This window comes from Serratia sp. 2C06 (genome assembly GCF_050037615.1).
In the GTDB taxonomy this organism is placed as follows: Bacteria; Pseudomonadota; Gammaproteobacteria; order Enterobacterales; family Enterobacteriaceae; genus Serratia; species Serratia ureilytica.
Window position 1 is genome coordinate 2,679,861 of sequence record NZ_CP188299.1, and the last position, 18,005, is coordinate 2,697,865.

At 62.9% G+C, this 18,005-nt stretch carries 16 protein-coding genes; 11 read left to right on the plus strand and 5 right to left on the minus strand.

Annotated elements, in window-relative coordinates:
* Positions 1–24: 24 nt before the first annotated feature.
* A complete protein-coding gene (locus ACP3TA_RS13310) occupies positions 25–252 on the plus strand; it encodes a tautomerase family protein (RefSeq protein WP_033650586.1) in 228 nt (75 codons plus the stop codon).
* Between the two features lie 136 nt (positions 253–388).
* The gene (locus ACP3TA_RS13315; protein ID WP_033642430.1) at positions 389–1,981 is read left to right on the plus strand and encodes an ABC-F family ATPase; all 1,593 of its coding nucleotides are present in this window, start codon (positions 389–391) and stop codon (positions 1,979–1,981) included.
* A 51-nt stretch (positions 1,982–2,032) separates the two neighbouring features.
* On the opposite strand, the gene moeB is transcribed toward ACP3TA_RS13315, so the two are convergent.
* Together moeB and moeA are read right to left on the minus strand one after the other, a co-directional pair.
* Entirely contained in the window at positions 2,033–2,788 is a 756-nt protein-coding gene (gene moeB, locus ACP3TA_RS13320) for a molybdopterin-synthase adenylyltransferase MoeB (protein WP_426784303.1), read from the minus strand.
* 2 nt (positions 2,789–2,790) lie between these two features.
* Entirely contained in the window at positions 2,791–4,029 is a 1,239-nt protein-coding gene (moeA, locus tag ACP3TA_RS13325) for a molybdopterin molybdotransferase MoeA (RefSeq protein WP_122004020.1), read from the minus strand.
* A 157-nt stretch (positions 4,030–4,186) separates the two neighbouring features.
* Between moeA and ACP3TA_RS13330 the strand changes: the two genes are divergently transcribed.
* The 6 genes from ACP3TA_RS13330 to gsiD all read left to right on the plus strand — a co-directional run bounded on the left by ACP3TA_RS13330 (position 4,187) and on the right by gsiD (position 11,386).
* Positions 4,187–4,723, plus strand: a complete 537-nt coding sequence (locus tag ACP3TA_RS13330) for a DUF924 family protein (protein ID WP_033642433.1) — start codon at positions 4,187–4,189, stop codon at positions 4,721–4,723.
* Between the two features lie 362 nt (positions 4,724–5,085).
* A complete protein-coding gene (locus tag ACP3TA_RS13335; RefSeq protein WP_197751449.1) occupies positions 5,086–6,042 on the plus strand; it encodes an isoaspartyl peptidase/L-asparaginase family protein in 957 nt (318 codons plus the stop codon).
* Between the two features lie 19 nt (positions 6,043–6,061).
* Positions 6,062–7,936, plus strand: coding sequence for a dipeptide ABC transporter ATP-binding protein (locus ACP3TA_RS13340; RefSeq protein ID WP_103101876.1), 1,875 nt, complete (start codon positions 6,062–6,064; stop codon positions 7,934–7,936).
* A gap of 23 nt (positions 7,937–7,959) precedes the next feature.
* Positions 7,960–9,495, plus strand: coding sequence for a glutathione ABC transporter substrate-binding protein GsiB (gene gsiB, locus ACP3TA_RS13345; RefSeq protein ID WP_060659741.1), 1,536 nt, complete (start codon positions 7,960–7,962; stop codon positions 9,493–9,495).
* A 52-nt stretch (positions 9,496–9,547) separates the two neighbouring features.
* Positions 9,548–10,468, plus strand: coding sequence for a glutathione ABC transporter permease GsiC (gsiC, locus tag ACP3TA_RS13350; RefSeq protein ID WP_426784304.1), 921 nt, complete (start codon positions 9,548–9,550; stop codon positions 10,466–10,468).
* Positions 10,469–10,477: 9 nt separating this feature from the next.
* On the plus strand, positions 10,478–11,386 hold the full coding sequence (gsiD, locus tag ACP3TA_RS13355) for a glutathione ABC transporter permease GsiD (RefSeq protein WP_171403307.1): 909 nt from the start codon (positions 10,478–10,480) through the stop codon (positions 11,384–11,386).
* A 141-nt stretch (positions 11,387–11,527) separates the two neighbouring features.
* On the opposite strand, the gene fghA is transcribed toward gsiD, so the two are convergent.
* Genes fghA through ptrR form a run of 3 tightly spaced genes read right to left on the minus strand, consistent with a single transcriptional unit; the run spans position 11,528 to position 14,460 of the window.
* Positions 11,528–12,370 carry an S-formylglutathione hydrolase gene (gene fghA, locus ACP3TA_RS13360; protein ID WP_015377214.1) on the minus strand — a complete coding sequence of 281 codons (843 nt, stop codon included), beginning with the start codon at positions 12,368–12,370 and terminating at the stop codon, positions 11,528–11,530.
* A gap of 14 nt (positions 12,371–12,384) precedes the next feature.
* The gene (locus ACP3TA_RS13365; protein ID WP_160880177.1) at positions 12,385–13,509 is read right to left on the minus strand and encodes an S-(hydroxymethyl)glutathione dehydrogenase/class III alcohol dehydrogenase; all 1,125 of its coding nucleotides are present in this window, start codon (positions 13,507–13,509) and stop codon (positions 12,385–12,387) included.
* A 30-nt stretch (positions 13,510–13,539) separates the two neighbouring features.
* A complete protein-coding gene (gene ptrR / locus ACP3TA_RS13370) occupies positions 13,540–14,460 on the minus strand; it encodes a putrescine utilization regulator PtrR (RefSeq protein ID WP_016928453.1) in 921 nt (306 codons plus the stop codon).
* Between the two features lie 105 nt (positions 14,461–14,565).
* Here ptrR and ACP3TA_RS13375 point away from each other — a divergent pair, with 105 nt between their 5' ends.
* The 3 genes from ACP3TA_RS13375 (at position 14,566) to yeiB (ending at position 17,885) form a co-directional block, all read left to right on the plus strand.
* Positions 14,566–15,723 (plus strand): YbfB/YjiJ family MFS transporter, encoded by a 1,158-nt coding sequence (locus ACP3TA_RS13375; protein ID WP_033650593.1) that lies wholly within the window; start codon positions 14,566–14,568, stop codon positions 15,721–15,723.
* A 244-nt stretch (positions 15,724–15,967) separates the two neighbouring features.
* Positions 15,968–16,633 carry a GTP cyclohydrolase I FolE gene (folE, locus tag ACP3TA_RS13380; RefSeq protein ID WP_004938969.1) on the plus strand — a complete coding sequence of 222 codons (666 nt, stop codon included), beginning with the start codon at positions 15,968–15,970 and terminating at the stop codon, positions 16,631–16,633.
* A gap of 79 nt (positions 16,634–16,712) precedes the next feature.
* Complete coding sequence (gene yeiB / locus ACP3TA_RS13385) at positions 16,713–17,885, plus strand: DUF418 domain-containing protein YeiB (RefSeq protein ID WP_426784305.1); 1,173 nt, start codon at positions 16,713–16,715, stop codon at positions 17,883–17,885.
* Positions 17,886–18,005 lie beyond the last annotated feature (120 nt).

The following is an 18,005-nucleotide window of genomic DNA, read 5'->3' on the forward strand; positions in this document are numbered from 1 at the left end:
TTATCTATATTCAAGGAGAGTATAATGCCATTTGTTAATGTGCAAACGGTGAAAGGCATGCTGGATGAACGGCAAAAAAGCGAGTTGCTGTCCCGCATTACCGAACTGTTGGTGGAGATAGAAGGGCGAGGCGATCCGGCGTTCAGGCAGTCGGTTTGGGTCCGAATCGATGAACATGCGCCCGAACAATGGAGCCTGGGCGGCGTACAGCCGACGGCGGCGATGATTGCCGCGAAGTTCCCGCCGCGTTAATTCAGCTATGCCGCCTGCGAAAAGGATCGGATGCCGCAGGCGCTCAAAATGTCACCGAAACTTCCCGCGATCTCTGCACCCCGTTGTGGCATAATGCGCGCCAAATCACATTCCCTATGTATAAAGAGCGAGCGCTGTGTTAAGCACTAACAACATCACCATGCAGTTCGGCAGTAAGCCGTTGTTTGAAAACATCTCTGTCAAATTCGGCGGCGGCAACCGTTACGGCCTGATCGGCGCCAACGGCTGCGGCAAGTCCACCTTTATGAAAATCCTCGGCGGCGATCTGGCACCGAGCGGCGGCAACGTGTTCCTCGATCCGAACGAGCGCCTGGGTAAACTGCGTCAGGATCAGTTCGCCTTTGAGCAGTACAGCGTGCTGGATACCGTGATCATGGGCCACACCGAACTGTGGGCGGTGAAGGAAGAGCGCGACCGCATCTACGCATTGGCGGAGATGAGCGAAGAAGACGGCTATAAAGTGGCCGATCTGGAAGTGGCCTACGGCGAAATGGATGGCTACAGCGCCGAAGCGCGCGCCGGCGAACTGTTGCTCGGCGTGGGTATTCCGGTTGAGCAGCACTATGGCCCGATGAGCGAAATCGCGCCGGGCTGGAAGCTGCGCGTGTTGCTGGCGCAGGCGTTGTTCTCCGATCCGGAAATCCTGCTGCTCGACGAACCGACCAACAACCTGGACATCGACACCATTCGCTGGCTGGAAAACGTGCTCAACGAGCGCAACAGCACCATGATCATCATCTCGCACGACCGTCACTTCCTGAACATGGTCTGTACCCACATGGCGGATCTGGACTACGGCGAACTGCGCGTTTACCCGGGCAACTACGACGAATACATGACCGCCGCCACCCAGGCGCGCGAGCGTCTGCTGGCGGACAACGCCAAGAAGAAGGCGCAGATCAATGAGCTGCAATCGTTCGTCAGCCGCTTCAGCGCCAACGCCTCCAAATCCAAGCAGGCCACCTCGCGCGCTCGCCAGATCGACAAGATCCAGCTGGAAGAGGTGAAAGCCTCCAGCCGCCAGAACCCGTTCATCCGCTTCGAGCAGGACAAGAAGCTGTTCCGTAATGCGCTGGAAGTGGAAGCGCTCACCAAGGGCTTCGATGAAGGCCCGTTGTTCAGCAAGCTGAACCTGATGGTGGAAGTGGGCGAGAAGGTCGCGGTGCTGGGCGCCAACGGCATCGGTAAAACCACCCTGCTGAAAACGCTGGTGGGCGACGCACAGCCGGACAGCGGCACCGTCAAGTGGTCGGAAAACGCCCGTATCGGTTACTACGCGCAGGATCACGAATACGAGTTCGACGACACCCTGACCGTGTTCGACTGGATGAGCCAGTGGAAGCAGGAAAAAGACGACGAGCAGGCGGTGCGCAGCGTGCTGGGCCGTCTGCTGTTCAGCCAGGACGACATCAAGAAGAAAGTGAAGGTGCTGTCCGGTGGTGAGAAGGGTCGCATGCTGTTCGGCAAGCTGATGATGCAGCGCCCAAATATTCTGGTGATGGACGAACCGACCAACCACCTGGATATGGAATCCATCGAATCGCTGAACATGGCGCTGGAGATGTACGAAGGCACGCTGATCTTCGTCTCCCACGACCGTGAGTTCGTCAGCTCGCTGGCGACGCGTATTCTGGAAATCACCCCGAACAAGGTGATCGACTTTACCGGCAACTACGAAGACTATCTGCGCAGCCAGGGCATCGTGTAACCCTCGCGGCAACGCATCAGGGCGGGAATTACCCCGCCCTTTTTTTATCCGTCATTCTCCGCCGCACACCTCGCAGTGCGGATCCTTCGGCAGTTTCATCTCGCGGAACTGCATGCTCATCGCATCGAACATCAACAGCTTGCCGCGCAGCGGTTGACCATACTCGGCCAGCAGCTTGATGGCTTCCATCGCCTGCAGGGTGCCGATAGTGCCGACCAGCGGCGCCATCACGCCCGCTTCGACGCAGGTGAGGGCGCTGTCGCCGAACAGCCGGCTCAGGCAGCGGTAGCAGGGCTCGCCCGGCTGATAGGTGAACACGCTGAGCTGGCCCTCCATGCGGATCGCCGCGCCGGAAACCAGCGGTTTGCGCTGCGCGTGGCACTGGCGGTTCAGCGCGTCGCGCGCCGCCACATTATCGGTGCAGTCCAGCATCAGATCGCAGGCGGCGATCTCTGCCGCAACCGCATCGTCTTCCAGACGACCGTCGATGGCGTCGATGCGGATATGCGGATTGATGGCGCTCAGTTCCTGCCTGGCGGAGGCGACTTTGCTCTGGCCGATGCGATCGTCGCGGTGCAGGATCTGGCGCTGCAGATTGGAGAGCGAGACGGTGTCGAAATCCACCAGCACCAGATGGCCGACCCCGGCCGCCGCCAGATAAGGCGCGGCGGCGCAGCCCAGCCCGCCCAGCCCGGCGATCAGCACGCGGGCGGCCTTCAGCTTCTCCTGGCCGTCGAAGTCAAAGCCGCGCAGCACGATCTGGCGGTTGTAGCGCAGCGCTTCGGCGTCGGTCAATTCCGGCAACATGTTCAGCTCCTCAGCAGGGCGTTGAACGGCTCGATCTCCACCGTTTCACCCGCCGCCACCGAACCGCGTTCGCGCTCCAGCACGATGAAACAGTTGCCCTGGCTGTAGGAGCTGAAGACGTGCGAGCCCTGGTGGCCGGTGGTGCTCACCTCTAGTTCGCCCGTGGCGTTGCTGCTGAACACGCCGCGCTGAAAATCGAGGCGGCCCGGCGATTTCTTCAGCGGCGTCAGCGCCCGCGCGCGCAGGCGCGGCGGCAGGCGCCAGTCGCTGTGGCCGGCCAGCTTCGCCAGCAGCGGTTGCACCAGTTGGTAGAAGGTCAGGGCGGCGGAAACCGGGTTGCCCGGCAGGCCGCAGAACCAGGCGTGGCCCAGTTTGCCGAAGGCGAACGGTTTGCCGGGTTTGATCGCCAGCTTCCAGAAGCTGACCTGGCCCAGCTCGTCGAGCATCTGTTTGGTGTAGTCGGCTTCGCCGACCGAGACGCCGCCGCTGCTGATCACCACGTCGGCCTGGCTGTCCGCTTGTTCGAAGGCGGCGCGCAGCGCATCGCGATCGTCGCGGATAATGCCGAGATCGAGCACGTCGCAGCCCAGCTGCTCCAGCATCAGGCGCACCGCGAAGCGGTTGGTGTCATAGATTTGGCCCGCCTGCAGCGGCTGGCCGACCGGCTGCAGTTCGTCGCCGGTGGAGAACACCGCCACTTTCAGCTTACGCATCACCTGCACTTCGGCGACCCCGAGCGAGGCCAGCAGTGGCAGCTGCGCGGCGCCCAGCTTCACGCCGGCCGGCAACACGCTGGCGCCTTGGCGAATGTCTTCACCCGCCAAACGGATATTCTGGCCGGCTTCTACCGGGGCGGTAAAACGCACGCCCTGGTCGCTCACTTCGGCCTGTTCCTGCATGACCACGGCGTCCGCCCCGGCCGGGATCGGCGCGCCGGTCATGATGCGCACGCAGCTGTTGGCCGGCCATTGGCCGTCGAACGGCGCGCCGGCGAAGGCTTTCCCGGCGACCGGCAGCGGCGCATTGGCCGCCAGATCGGCGAGGCGCACCGCATAGCCATCCATCGCCGAGTTGGCGAACGGCGGCACGTCGAGGGGCGAGACCACCGGCGCGGCGGTGATGCGGCCGGCGGCGGCGGTCAGCGCGACGGATTCGGTCTGTTGCAGCGGGGCGATCTGCCCGAGCATTTTTTCCAGCGCTTGCTCCAGGGAGATGAGATCGGAAGTATGGCAATGATCCATAAGGGGAACTCCGTAATCAGGGTGCGCAATGATAGCGACAAAGTGCGGGTATTATGGCAGAGAACGCCGGGGGGGAGAACGGGTTATGCCCGCCATCTTTCGCACTGCGGCGCTGGGGCGATCGGGTATAAACTGCGTAAAACAGAGGAGAGTCATGATGCATAAACAGGTTATCGAGTTCTGGTTCGACGAGATCGAACCGGTGATGTGGTTCAAAAAGGACGATGATTTCGATCGTCTGCTGCACAGCCGTTTCGGCGAAATCTGGCGGGCGGCGGCGGCGGGGGAGCTGGCGCACTGGCGCGACACCATCGAAGGGCGGTTGGCGGAGGTGATCGTGCTCGATCAGTTCAGCCGCAACCTGTTCCGCGGCACGCCGCAGTCGTTCGCCTGCGACGGCATGGCGTTGATTATGGCGCAGGAGGCGATCCGCAGCGGCGAGTGCGAACGGCTGAGCCGCGAGCAGCGCGGCTTCCTTTATCTGCCGTTCATGCATTCGGAATCGCCGCTGATTCACCAACAGGCGCTGGTGTTGTATACCGAGCTCAATAACGGCGATCAGCTGGAATTCGAACTGCGTCATAAGGCGATCATCGATCGTTTCGGCCGTTACCCGCATCGCAATGCGATATTGGGGCGCATCAGCACGCCGGAAGAAGAGGCCTTTTTACAGCAACCCGGTTCCGGTTTTTAATCGCGGAGTATCTTCGCCCGGCCGGGAAAAAAACGGCAGGCCGGGCGTCGAAATAATGATTATTCAGCGTGAACGTTTATTTCATGACCCCATGCCGCTATTTCCTCTCGCGAAATTACCAATAATCCCAGCCGCACTCTCAGCGGTTTGCTGCTTTTTATAACCTGCTGTTTTTATTCCAATAAGCTATTTCAAGGTGCGAAACGGTCTAAGCGGACTACGCTAAAAGTGGGGCGTGGACGTTATGCTGTACTTCCACAGTCGGGCTAAATAGCATCGAAAAAAGACTGAATAATTAATAATGATACCGCGCTCAGCTTATTCGCTGTGCTACGGCGGGATTAACACAGGGTGTCAGGCAAATGAGCAAACCAGTGATTGCCATTCATGGCGGCGCGGGCGCAATTACCCGGGCGGCGCTGAGTGCGGAAAAGGAACGGCAGTATATTCAGGCGCTGTCCGAGATCGTGGCCGCCGGTCAGGCGATATTGGCACAGGGCGGCAGCGCGCTGGACGCGGTGACCGAAGCGGTGCGGCTGCTCGAAGAGTGCCCGCTGTTCAACGCCGGTAAAGGCTCGGTGTTTACCGATCAGGGCACCCACGAGCTGGATGCCTGCGTGATGGACGGCCGCACCTGTGATGCCGGCGCCGTCGCCGGCGTCAGCCGCGTCCGCAACCCGGTGCTGGCGGCGCGCGCGGTGCTGGAAAACAGCGAACACGTGCTGTTTGCCGCCGAAGGCGCCGAGAAGTTTGCCGCCGCCCACGGCCTGGAAATGGTCGCCCCCGACTTCTTCTTTACTCAGGAACGTTTTGATCAGCTGCACCGCGCCCAGGCGGAGCAGGGGCGGGTATTGCTCGATCACGACGGCGCGGCGCAGGCCGGCGAGCCGCTCGATCCCGATCGCAAATTCGGCACCGTCGGCGCGGTGGCGCTGGATGCGCTGGGCAACCTCGCCGCCGCCACTTCCACCGGCGGCATGACCAACAAGCAGGCCGGGCGGGTGGGCGACACGCCGATCATCGGCGCCGGTTGCTATGCCAACAATGCCACCGTGGCGGTCTCCAGCACCGGCACCGGCGAAATCTTCATGCGCGGCGTGGCGGCCTATGACGTCTCCGCCCTGATCGAATACGGCGGGCTCAGCCTGCAAGAGGCCAGCGATCGGGTGGTGATGGAGAAGCTGCCGGCGCTGGGCGGCAGCGGCGGCATGATCGCCGTTGATCGCCACGGCAATATCGCGCTGCCGTTCAACAGCGAGGGGATGTACCGCGGTTTTGGCTATGTCGGCGATGCGCCGTCCGTCGGGATTTATCGCTAAGCGTTCACCGGGAGGGTGTATGACCGACGTTTCATTCCGGCCCGCCGGCGACGGGCTGTCATTGCCGCCGCAGCGGGTGCTGACGGTGCGCGATCTGAGCATCAGCTTTCCTCAAGCGGACGGCGCCGTAGACGCGGTGCGCAACCTGTCGTTCGATCTCGATCGCGGCGAGACGCTGGCGATCGTCGGCGAGTCCGGCTCCGGCAAATCGGTCACTTCGCTGGGGCTGATGCGGCTGGTGGAGCAGGGCGGCGGGCGTATCGTCAGCGGCGCTATGACGCTGCGCCGGCGCGACGGCGCGCTGCTCGATTTGGCGCGCGCCTCGCAGCACACGCTGCGCACGGTGCGCGGCGCCGACATGGCGATGATCTTCCAGGAGCCGATGACCTCGCTCAATCCGGTATTTCCGGTCGGCGAGCAGATCGCCGAATCGCTGCGTTTGCATCAGGGCATGGACCACCGCAGCGCGCGCCAGGAGGCGCTGCGCATGCTCGATCTGGTGCGTATTCCGGAGGCTAAAGAGGTGTTGGGGCGCTACCCGCATCAGCTTTCCGGCGGCATGCGCCAGCGGGTGATGATCGCCATGGCGCTCTCCTGCAAGCCGGCGCTGTTGATTGCCGATGAGCCCACCACCGCCCTCGACGTCACCATTCAGGCGCAGATCCTGCAGCTGATCCGCGTGCTGCAACAGGAGATGCAGATGGGGGTGATCTTCATCACTCACGACATGGGCGTGGTGGCGGAGATCGCCGATCGGGTGTTGGTGATGCGCCGCGGTGAGCAGGTGGAACAAAATCGGGTGCGCGAGCTGTTCGCCGCGCCGCAACAGGCCTATACCCGGGCGCTGCTGGCGGCAGTGCCGAAGCTGGGGGCGATGGCCGATCGGCCGCTGCCGGCGAAGTTTCCGCTGCCGGATGGCGAGGGCGATGCCGCGCCGCAGGATACCGTGCCGCCAGACGCTGCGCCGATCCTGCGGGTAGAGCATCTGGTCACGCGTTTTGATCTGCGCGGCGGGCTGTTCAATCGGGTCACTCGCCGGGTACACGCGGTGGAAAACGTCAGCTTCGATCTTTACCCCGGCGAGACGCTGGGGCTGGTGGGCGAGTCCGGCTGCGGCAAGTCCACCACCGGGCGCTCTTTGCTGAAGCTGGTGGACAGCCAGAGCGGCACCATCACCTTCGCCGGGCGGCGAATCGATCGGTTGAAGGGGCCGGCGCTGCAGCACCTGCGGCGCGATATTCAGTTCATCTTTCAAGATCCTTACGCCTCGCTCGATCCGCGCCTGACGGTCGGTTTCTCCATCATGGAGCCGCTGTTGGTGCACAACGTGATGCGCGGCCGTGAGGCGGAAAGGCGGGTGGCCTGGCTACTGGAACGCGTCGGTCTGCAGCCGGAACACGCGCGCCGCTATCCGCACGAATTTTCCGGCGGCCAACGCCAGCGCATCTGCATCGCGCGCGCGCTGGCGCTGAACCCGAAAGTGGTGATCGCCGACGAGGCGGTCTCGGCGCTGGACGTATCGATTCAGGCGCAGATCGTCAATCTGCTGCTCGATCTGCAGCGCGAGTTCGGCATCGCTTTTCTGTTTATTTCACACGACATGGCGGTGGTGGAGCGCATCAGCCACCGGGTAGCGGTGATGTACCTCGGGCAAATTGTCGAGATCGGCCCGCGGCAGGCGGTGTTCGACAACCCGCAGCACCCCTATACCCGCAAGCTGATGGCGGCGGTGCCGGTGGCCGATCCCGCTCACGCCCACAAACGGCAGCCGCTGCCGGCCGATGAGATCCCCAGCCCGGTGCGCGCGCTGGGCGATGAACCCGTTACCGCACCGCTGGTGCAGGTTGGCGCCGGGCACTTTGTCGCCCGCCACCCGATCGCCGGTGCTTTTTAAAGACCTCAGGAGAGACAAGCGACATGAAGCACACATTCAAACGCAATGCGCTGTTGGCCGCCGTACTGCTGGCGGCGGGAACCGGCCCGGTCTGGGCGGCGAAGGACGCGGTGATCGCCGTGGCCTCCAACTTCACCACCCTCGATCCTTACGACGCCAACGACACGCTGTCGCAGGCGGTGGCCAAGTCTTTCTATCAGGGGCTGTTCGGCTTCGACAAGGACATGAAGCTGGTAAACGTGCTGGCGGACAGCTATGAGGTCAGCAAAGACGGCTTGAGCTATACCGTCAAACTGCGCCAGGGCATCAAATTCCACGACGGCACCGCGTTCAACGCCGAAGCGGTGAAGATCAACCTCGATCGCGCCAGCAACCCGGACAGCCACCTCAAGCGCTATAACCTGTTCAAGATGATCGACAAAACCGAGGCGGTGGACGCCAATACGGTGAAGATCGTGCTGAAGGCGCCGTTCTCGGCGTTCGTCAACAATCTGGCGCACCCGGCGGCGGCGATCATCTCCCCGGCGGCGCTGAAGCAATACGGCAAGGAGATCGGTTTCCATCCGGTCGGCACCGGGCCATATCAGTTCGTGACCTGGAACCAGACCGATTTCGTCAAGGTGAAGAAGTTCGACGGCTACTGGCAGCCGGGGCTGCCGAAGCTCGACAGCATCACCTGGCGCCCGGTGGTGGATAACAACACCCGCGCGGCGATGCTGCAGACCGGCGAGGCGACCTTCGCCTTCCCGATCCCTTACGAGCAGGCCAAGGTGCTGGAGGGCAACGCCAAGCTGGACGTGGTGGCTGCGCCGTCGATCCTGCAGCGTTACATCAGCATGAACGTCACTCAAAAGCCGTTCGACAACCCGAAGGTGCGCCAGGCGCTCAACTACGCGATTAACAAGGACGCGCTGATCAAGGTGGCGTTCGCCGGTTATGCGGTGCCGGCGGAAGGGCCGGTGCCCCCGGCCATCGATTTCGCCGCCCGCTACAAGCCGTGGCCGTATGATCCGGCCAAGGCGCGCGAGCTGTTGAAAGAGGCCGGCTACCCGAACGGCTTCACCACAACGCTGTGGTCGTCCCACAACCACAGCACCGCGCAGAAAGTGCTGCAGTTCACCCAGCAGCAGCTGGCGCAGGTGGGGGTGAAAGTGACGGTGACGGCGATGGACGCCGGGCAGCGCGCGGCGCAGGTGGAGAGCGTCGGGGTGAAAGACACCGGCGTGCGGCTGTTCTACACCGGCTGGTCGGCCTCGACCGGGGAAGCGGACTGGGCGCTGTCGCCGCTGTTCTCCACCCAGGCGGCGCCGCCGAAGCAGTTCAACACCGCGTTCTACAGCAACCCGCAGGTGGACAAGGATCTGACCGACGCGCTGGCGACCACCGATCGCGCCGAGAAGCAGAAATTGTATCAGGACGCGCAGGATCGCATCTGGGCCGACGCGCCCTGGATCTTCCTGGCGACCGAACGTTTGTTGTCGGCCAACAGCAAACAGCTGAGCGGTTTCTACGTGATGCCGGATACCTCGTTCAACTTTGATAACGCCGATCTGAAATAAGGCGCCCATCCCCGCCTGCGGCCCGACGGCGGCGGGCGGGGGAAGGAATGAGATGCTCAATTATTTTCTGAAACGACTGCTGGGCCTGATCCCGACGCTGCTGATCGTGGCGGTGCTGGTGTTCCTGTTCGTCCACCTGCTGCCGGGCGATCCGGCGCGGCTGGCGGCGGGGCCGGAAGCCGACGAGGCGGTGGTGCAGCTGGTGCGCAAGGATTTGGGGCTGGATAAGCCGCTGCCGCAGCAGTTCGCGCACTTTTTCGTCAACGCGCTGCGGGGCGACTTCGGCATCTCGATGGTGTCCAAGCGCCCGGTGAGCGAAGAGATCGCCTCGCGCTTTATGCCGACCTTCTGGCTGACCGTGGCCAGCATGCTGTGGGCGGTGGTGTTCGGTCTGGCGATCGGCGTGGTGTCGGCGGTGTGGCGTAACCGTTGGCCGGATCGTCTCGGCATGACGCTGGCGGTATCGGGGATCTCGTTCCCGGCCTTTGCGCTCGGCATGCTGCTGATGCAGGTGTTCTCGGTCGAGCTGGGGTGGCTGCCGACGGTGGGCGCCGACAGCTGGCGGCACTACATTCTGCCTTCTATCACCTTGGGGGCGGCGGTGGCGGCGGTGATGGCGCGTTTCACCCGCGCTTCGTTCGTCGAGGTGTTGCAGGAGGACTACATGCGCACCGCGCGCGCCAAGGGCGTACGGGAAAGCGTGGTGGTGATGAAACACGGCCTGCGCAACGCGATGATCCCGGTAGTGACCATGATGGGGCTGCAGTTCGGCTTCCTGCTCGGCGGTTCGATCGTGGTGGAGAAGGTGTTCAACTGGCCGGGGCTGGGGCGGTTGCTGGTGGACTCGGTGGAAATGCGCGATTACCCGGTGATCCAGGCCGAGGTGCTGCTGTTCTCGCTGGAGTTCATCCTGATCAACCTGCTGGTGGATATGCTGTACGCGGCGATCAACCCGGCGATTCGTTACCAATGAGGACGCGGCATGATTAAGCATTGGCGGCGCAGCGCCGCATTGAAGGCGATGCCGCTTATCGACCCCAACGCGGTACGCACGCCGTGGGGCGAATTTTGGCGGCGTTTTCGCCGCCAGCGGGCGGCGCTGGTCGCCGGCCTGTTGGTGCTGCTGCTGATTGCGGCGGCGCTGCTGGCGCCTTATCTGGCGCCGTTCGATGCGGAAAATTACTTCGATTACGACCGGCTGAATGAGGGGCCTTCGCTGGTGCACTGGCTGGGCGTAGATTCCCTCGGGCGCGATATCTTTAGCCGCATCCTGATGGGCACGCGCATTTCGCTGGCGGCCGGGGTGTTCTCGGTGCTGGCGGGTGGGGCGATCGGCACCCTGCTGGGGCTGCTGGCCGGCTACTATGAGGGCTGGTGGGATCGCCTCACCATGCGCGTCTGCGACGTGCTGTTCGCGTTTCCCGGCATTTTGCTGGCGATCGGCGTGGTGGCGATCATGGGCAGCGGCATGGCCAACGTGATCGTCGCGGTGGCGATCTTCAGCATTCCGGCCTTCGCCCGCCTGGTGCGCGGCAATACGCTGGTGCTGAAGCACCTGACCTATATCGAGTCGGCGCGCAGCATCGGCGCCTCGGACTGGACCATCATCCTGCGGCACATCCTGCCGGGCACCCTGTCTTCGATCGTGGTCTATTTCACCCTGCGCATCGGCACCTCAATTATCACCGCCGCCAGCCTGTCGTTTTTGGGGCTGGGCGCCCAGCCGCCGACGCCGGAGTGGGGGGCGATGCTCAACGAAGCGCGCGCCGATATGGTGATCGCGCCGCACGTGGCGATCTTCCCCAGCCTGGCGATATTCATCACCGTGCTGGCGTTCAACCTGTTGGGCGACGGATTGCGCGACGCGCTCGATCCGAAACTGAAGGGGTGAGGCTTTAACGTATGGCGCATATTTGAACGGGCTCAAATGACGTCTCAGTGCCATTATCCGTTCAATAAGCTGTATTGTTAGCACGAAGATGATTGATGGCTTTTGAAGAAATCCGGGCGGTTTAACCGCCCGGATTTTTTATCAGCGGAACAGGTGCTCGGCGTGGAAACGCAGGTGATCTTCCACGAAGGTGGCGATGGTGAAGTAGCTGTGATCGTACCCCGGCTGAATGCGCAGCGTCAGCGGCCAGTCGCGCTGGCGCGCCAGTTCGGCCAGCCGCGCCGGTTGCAGCTGATCGGCCAGGAACTGGTCGTCGTCGCCCTGGTCGATAAGAACCGGCATTTTCTCCGCGCCGCTGGCCAGCAGATGGCAGCTGTCGTACTGCAGCCACTGGCTCTCGTCGCTGCCCAGATAGGCGGTGAACGCTTTGCGGCCCCACGGCACCTGGCACGGGTTGACGATCGGCGCGAAGGCCGATACCGAGCGGAAGCGCTGCGGGTTGCGAAACGCCATCATCAACGCGCCGTGGCCGCCCATCGAGTGGCCGAAGATCGACTGACGATCGCTGACGCTGAAGTGCTGTTCGATCAGCGCCGGCAGTTCGGCGCTGATGTAGTCGTACATGCGGAAGTGACGATCCCAAGGCGCCTGGGTGGCGTTCAGGTAGAACCCGGCGCCCTGGCCCAGGTCGTAGCCTTCGTCGTTCGGCACCTCGTCGCCGCGCGGGCTGGTGTCCGGCATCACCAGCACCAGGCCCAGCTCGGCGGCGATGCGCTGCGCGCCGGCTTTCAACGTGAAGTTCTCGTCGTTGCAGGTCAGCCCCGACAGCCAGTACAACACCGGCGGCGGGTTGTCATCGCGCGGCGGCGGCAGGTAGATGCTGAATGTCATGTTGCAATTCAGGCTCTGCGCCGCGTGGCGGTAACGCTGTTGCCAGCCGCCGAACATGCGGTGCTCTTCGAGAAGTTCCAATGACAACGTCATCTCTGCCTCCTGGCTTATTTGTCGAAGTGGATGACGGAACGGATCGATTTGCCTTCGTGCATCAAATCGAACGCTTCGTTGATCTGCTCCAGCCCCATGGTGTGGGTGATAAAGTCGTTCAGCGCGAATTCGCCGTCCAGATAGCGCTCGACGATGCCCGGCAGCTGCGAACGGCCCTTGACGCCGCCGAATGCCGAACCGCGCCAGACGCGGCCGGTGACCAGCTGGAACGGCCGGGTCGAGATCTCTTCGCCGGCGCCTGCGACGCCGATGATCACCGATTCGCCCCAGCCCTTGTGGCAGCACTCCAGCGCGGAACGCATCACGTTGACGTTGCCGATGCACTCGAAGGAGAAATCGACGCCGCCGTCGGTCAGCTCGACGATCACTTCCTGAATCGGCTTGTCATAGTCTTTCGGGTTGATCAGATCGGTGGCGCCCAGCTTGCGGGCCAGATCGAACTTGCTGGTGTTGATGTCGATGCCGATGATGCGGCCCGCGCCGGCCATCTGCGCGCCGATGATCGCCGACAGGCCGATGCCGCCCAGGCCGAAGATCGCCACGGTGTCGCCCGGTTGCACTTTGGCGGTGTTCATCACCGCGCCCATGCCGGTAGTGACGCCGCAGCCCAGCAGGCACACTTCCTCCAGCGGCGCTTCCTTGTTGATTTTCGCCAGTGAAATTTCCGGCACCACGGTGTATTCGGAGAAGGTGGAGGTGCCCATGTAGTGGAAGATCGGCTTGCCGTCCTTGAAGAAGCGGGTGGTGCCGTCCGGCATCAGGCCTTTGCCCTGAGTGGAGCGGATCGCCTGGCACAGGTTGGTCTTGCCGGATTTACAGAATTTGCACTCGCCGCACTCCGGGGTGTAGAGCGGGATCACGTGATCGCCGACCGCCACGCTGGTGACGCCTTCACCGACCGCTTCCACCACGCCGCCGCCCTCGTGGCCGAGGATCGCCGGGAACACGCCTTCCGGATCTTTGCCGGACAGGGTGTAGGCGTCGGTGTGACAAACGCCGGTGGCGACGATCCGCACCAGCACTTCGCCTTTTTGCGGTGGCATCAGCTCGACTTCTTCGATCTTCAGCGGCTGGTTCGGGCCCCAGGCAACGGCGGCGCGGGTTTTGATCATCTCCATCATAGTCTCCTCAGTGGTTTTCTTTTTAAATCAGGCGATATCGACAACGTCTGATAAATCGTTGGGGGTGCTTTCATCAACAGCGGCGGTTTCCGTCTGTTCAATAATCAATTCTTTCAGCGCGCGCACGTTCGGCCCGAACGCGTCGCGGCGCCACAGCAGCCAGGTGGCGGTGTCGGCCACGTCCGGCGGCAGGGTGTGAACCCGAACCCGCTCATGGCCCGGCAGCAGGCTGAGCACCGAATGCGGGATCATCGCCAGCCCGGCGCCGCTGGCGACGCAGGCCAGCATGGCGTGATAGGACTGGATCTCCATGATCTGCCCCGGCCGCGCGCCTTCGCGCTTGAACCAGGCCTCCAGCCGCAGGCGGTAGGAACAGCTGGCGCGAAAGGCGAACAGCGTTTCGCCGTTGGCGTCTTTGGCGCTGTGGATCGGCGCGTGATCGAGACAGGAGATCACCACCATATGTTCAGGATAGGCGATGCAGCCGTTTAGCTCGTCATAGGGCACCGGGCCGTCGACCAGCGCTGCCGCCAGCGTGCCGGCGCGCACCCGATCGGCGATTTCGCCGGAGGTGCCGGTAGTCAGCGACAGAGACACCTGCGAGAAACGCTGGTGGTAAGCTGCCAGCAGCGAGGGCAGGCGGGTGGCGGCGGTGCTCTCCATCGAGCCGAGAGCAAAGTTGCCCGCCGGTTCGCCGGCATGGGTGATGCTCATCGCCTCGTCGCTCAGCGCCAGGATGCGATTGGCGTAGCACAGAAAGTTATGGCCCATCGGCGACAGGCGCAGGCGCTGTTTTTCGCGGATAAACAGATCGGCGCCCAGCTCCTGCTCGAGCTGGCGCAGCCGGGTGGTCAGATTCGACGGCACGCGGTGCAGCTGCTCGGCGGCGCGGGCGACCGAGCCGGTTTCCGCTACGCAGCAGAACATGCGAAGCTGAGTCAGATCCATAATATTCTCGTTTCGTGATGAACTTGATAACTATTATTCAGTTTTTGTGAGTTTAATACTGCGGCATGATACTGGCAACTTTCTTTTAACCTTTTGGATACCGGTATGGCTTTACGTATTGCCTTGAGCGGGTTTGCCGCGCTGATCGTGGCGATGGGCATTGGCCGCTTCGCTTTCACCCCTCAGGTGCCGCTGATGATCGCTGACCACCAGTTCAGCCTGACCGGCGCTGGGCTGGTGGCGGCGATCAACTATTTGGGATACCTGTGCGGCGCCTACGACGCGATGCGCGCCACGCGCCACGTCGAGCGGCGCCTGTGGCTGGGCGTATGGGGTGCGATGGCGCTGACGCTGCTGTCGGCGTTGGCGCAGGATGAATGGACCCACGGCGCGCTGCGCTTCGTCATCGGCTGGGCCAGCGGCTGGGCGATGGTGCTGGTGGCGGCCTGGACCAACGAGCGGTTGGCGCACTACGGCCGGCCGGCGCTGAGCGCGGCGGTGTTCGCCGGGCCGGGCGCCGGCATCTTCCTCAGCGGCATGCTGGCGGTGGGCATCAACGCGCTGGGGCTGACGGCGGCGCAGGCCTGGCTGGTGTATGGCGGGCTGGCGCTGGTGCTGGTCGGGGGGATTAGCGCCTTTCTGCCGCGCAGCGGCGAGCTGCATCGCCCGGACGTGGCCCCGGAGCCGCTGCTGCTGACGCCGGCGCTCAAGCGTCTGGTGTGGAGCTACAGCCTGGCCGGCTTCGGCTATATCCTGCCGGCGACCTTCTTGTCGCAGATGGCGGCGGCGCGTTTTCCCGACAGCCTGTTCGCACAGTTCGTCTGGCCGGTGTTCGGCGGCGCGGCGGTGCTGGGGATCGTTATCGGCATTGTGACCCGCCATCGGCTGACTACCCAAACCCGGTTGGCGATCACGCTGTGGGTACAGGCGCTCGGTGTACTGAGCGCCGAAGTGGTGCCGGGCGTGGCCGGCCTGGCGCTCGGGGCGTTGCTGACCGGCGGCGGTTTCCTCTGTGTGGTGCAGCTCGCCCTTCAGCACGGCCGTGAACTGGCGCCGCGCCATGCGCGTTACATGGCCGGATTGCTGACCACCGGTTATGCGATCGGCCAGCTGGTTGGGCCGATGCTGTCGGCGCTGTCGACCGCCTTGACCCATCGGTTGGAACCGGCGCTGTATGTGGCGGTGATAGCGCTGTTGGTGGCCGGAGGGCTGGCGGTGAATACCCCGGCGCGGCGGTTGGCGCAAAAAACGGCGACTCGGTGATTAAAATCCATACAAAAAGCGTGGAGACCCGCAGCCGGCCTGATTGTGCTAAATGCGAAGATTTCACCTCTGGATGAAGCACTATCACTGGATAATCGCCGCGCTCTCATCTACAGTGGGGGCAAAATCTTGACCGGGTTCACGTTATCCACCACGAAAACTCTGCCGTCACGAGAGCAAGCAATTCGCCGGCCGCACGCCCTATCAGGCCGCCGGCGGGTTCCGTCCGCAGGAGAACAAATACATGACATCATTAAGTAAAGAAGCCGCGCTGGTGCATGCGGCACTGGAAGAGCGTGGTCTGGAGACACCGCTGCGCGGGGAAGTGCTGGATCGCGAAACGCGCAAGCGTCGCATCAAAGAGCACATGACCGAAATCATGCAGCTGCTGAATCTCGATCTGTCTGACGACAGCCTGGCGGAAACGCCGCATCGCATCGCCAAAATGTATGTCGACGAGATCTTCTCCGGTCTGGACTACGCCAACTTCCCGAAAATCACCGTCATTGAGAACAAAATGAAGGTGGATGAGATGGTGACGGTGCGCGATATCACGCTGACCAGCACCTGTGAACACCACTTCGTCACCATCGACGGCAAGGCCACCGTGGCCTATATCCCGAAAGACTCGGTGATCGGTCTGTCGAAGATCAACCGCATTGTGCAGTTCTTCTCCCAGCGTCCGCAGGTGCAAGAGCGCCTGACCCAGCAGATCCTGGTTGCGCTGCAGACCCTGCTCGGCACCAATAACGTGGCGGTATCGATCGATGCAGTCCATTATTGTGTCAAAGCGCGCGGCATTCGCGACGCGACCAGCGCCACCACCACCACCTCGTTGGGGGGGCTGTTCAAGTCCAGCCAAAATACCCGCCAGGAGTTCCTGCGCGCGGTGCGCCATCACCAGGGGTGATGGCGTTGCGGGGCGACTCGCAAAACGACAACAGGCGCCTGCGGGCGCCTTTTTCATGAGCGGAAGACAGCGATAAAAAATGAACAGTCATCCTCTGCCGCGCATCGCTACGCTGGACTGCGTGCGCGGCATCGCCATCCTCGGCATCTTATTGCTGAACATCAGCGCCTTCGGCTTGCCGAAGGCCGCCTACCTCAATCCGGCCTATCTGGGGATGCCGTCATCGCGCGACGCCTGGACCTGGGCGCTGCTGGATCTTTTCGCCCAGGCCAAGTTCCTGGCGATGTTCGCGCTGCTGTTCGGCGCCGGGCTGCAAATGCTGCTGCGGCGCGGCAAAAGCTGGATCCGCGCGCGGCTGTCATGGCTGGTGCTGTTCGGCCTCGCGCACGGCATCTTCCTGTGGGACGGCGACATTCTGCTGGCTTACGGGCTAATCGGCTTAGTGTGCTGGCGCATGATCCGCGAAGCCAAAGACACATTCCAGCTGCTGAAAACCGGCGTGGTGCTCTACCTGATCGGCGTGGCGGTGCTGCTGCTGCTCGGTTTTGTCTCGCACGGTGAACCGGGCAGCTTCTGGCAGCCGGGCGTGGCGGAATTGCAGTACGAGAAGTTCTGGAAGCTGCAGGGCGGTTTCGAAGCCTGGCGCAGTCGCGCCGATCTGCTCTCGTCCAGCCTGCTGGCCATCGGCGCGCAGTATGGCTGGGAGCTGGCGGGGCTGATGCTGTTCGGCGCCGGGCTAATGCGCAGCGGCTGGCTGCGCGGCAGCTATTCCTCCGGCTATTACCTGCGGCAGGCGGCGTGGCTGTTGCCGCTGTCCGTGCTGATCCAACTGCCGGCGGTGGCGCTGCAATGGCAGGTGCATTGGGAGTATCGCTGGAGCGGTTTCCTGCTGCAGGTGCCGCGCGAGCTGGGCGCGCCGCTGCAGGCGCTGGGCTATCTGGCGCTGTGTTACGGTTTCTGGCCCGCGCTGTCGCGCCTGCGCATCGCCCACTGGCTGAGCCAGGTGGGGCGCATGGCGCTGAGCAACTACCTGTTGCAAACGCTGATCTGCACTACGCTGTTTTATCGCTTTGGTCTCTATGAGCAGTTCGACCGGCTTCAGCTGTTGGCGTTTGTGCCTCTGGTCTGGTTGGTCAACCTGGTCTTTTCCGCGCTGTGGCTGCATTACTTCGAACAGGGGCCGATGGAATGGCTGTGGCGCAAATTGACGCAGATGGCCGCCGGTGAAACGGAATCCAAAGCGCTGAAGTGAGCGCCCATCGGCAGGTTAAAAAAATGTATGTAAACGTTTTCTTTCCTGTGACGTAATTCACGCAGCGCTGCGGGTCAATCGGGGTAGGATAGCGCCACCGGCCACTACCCCGATTTCAGG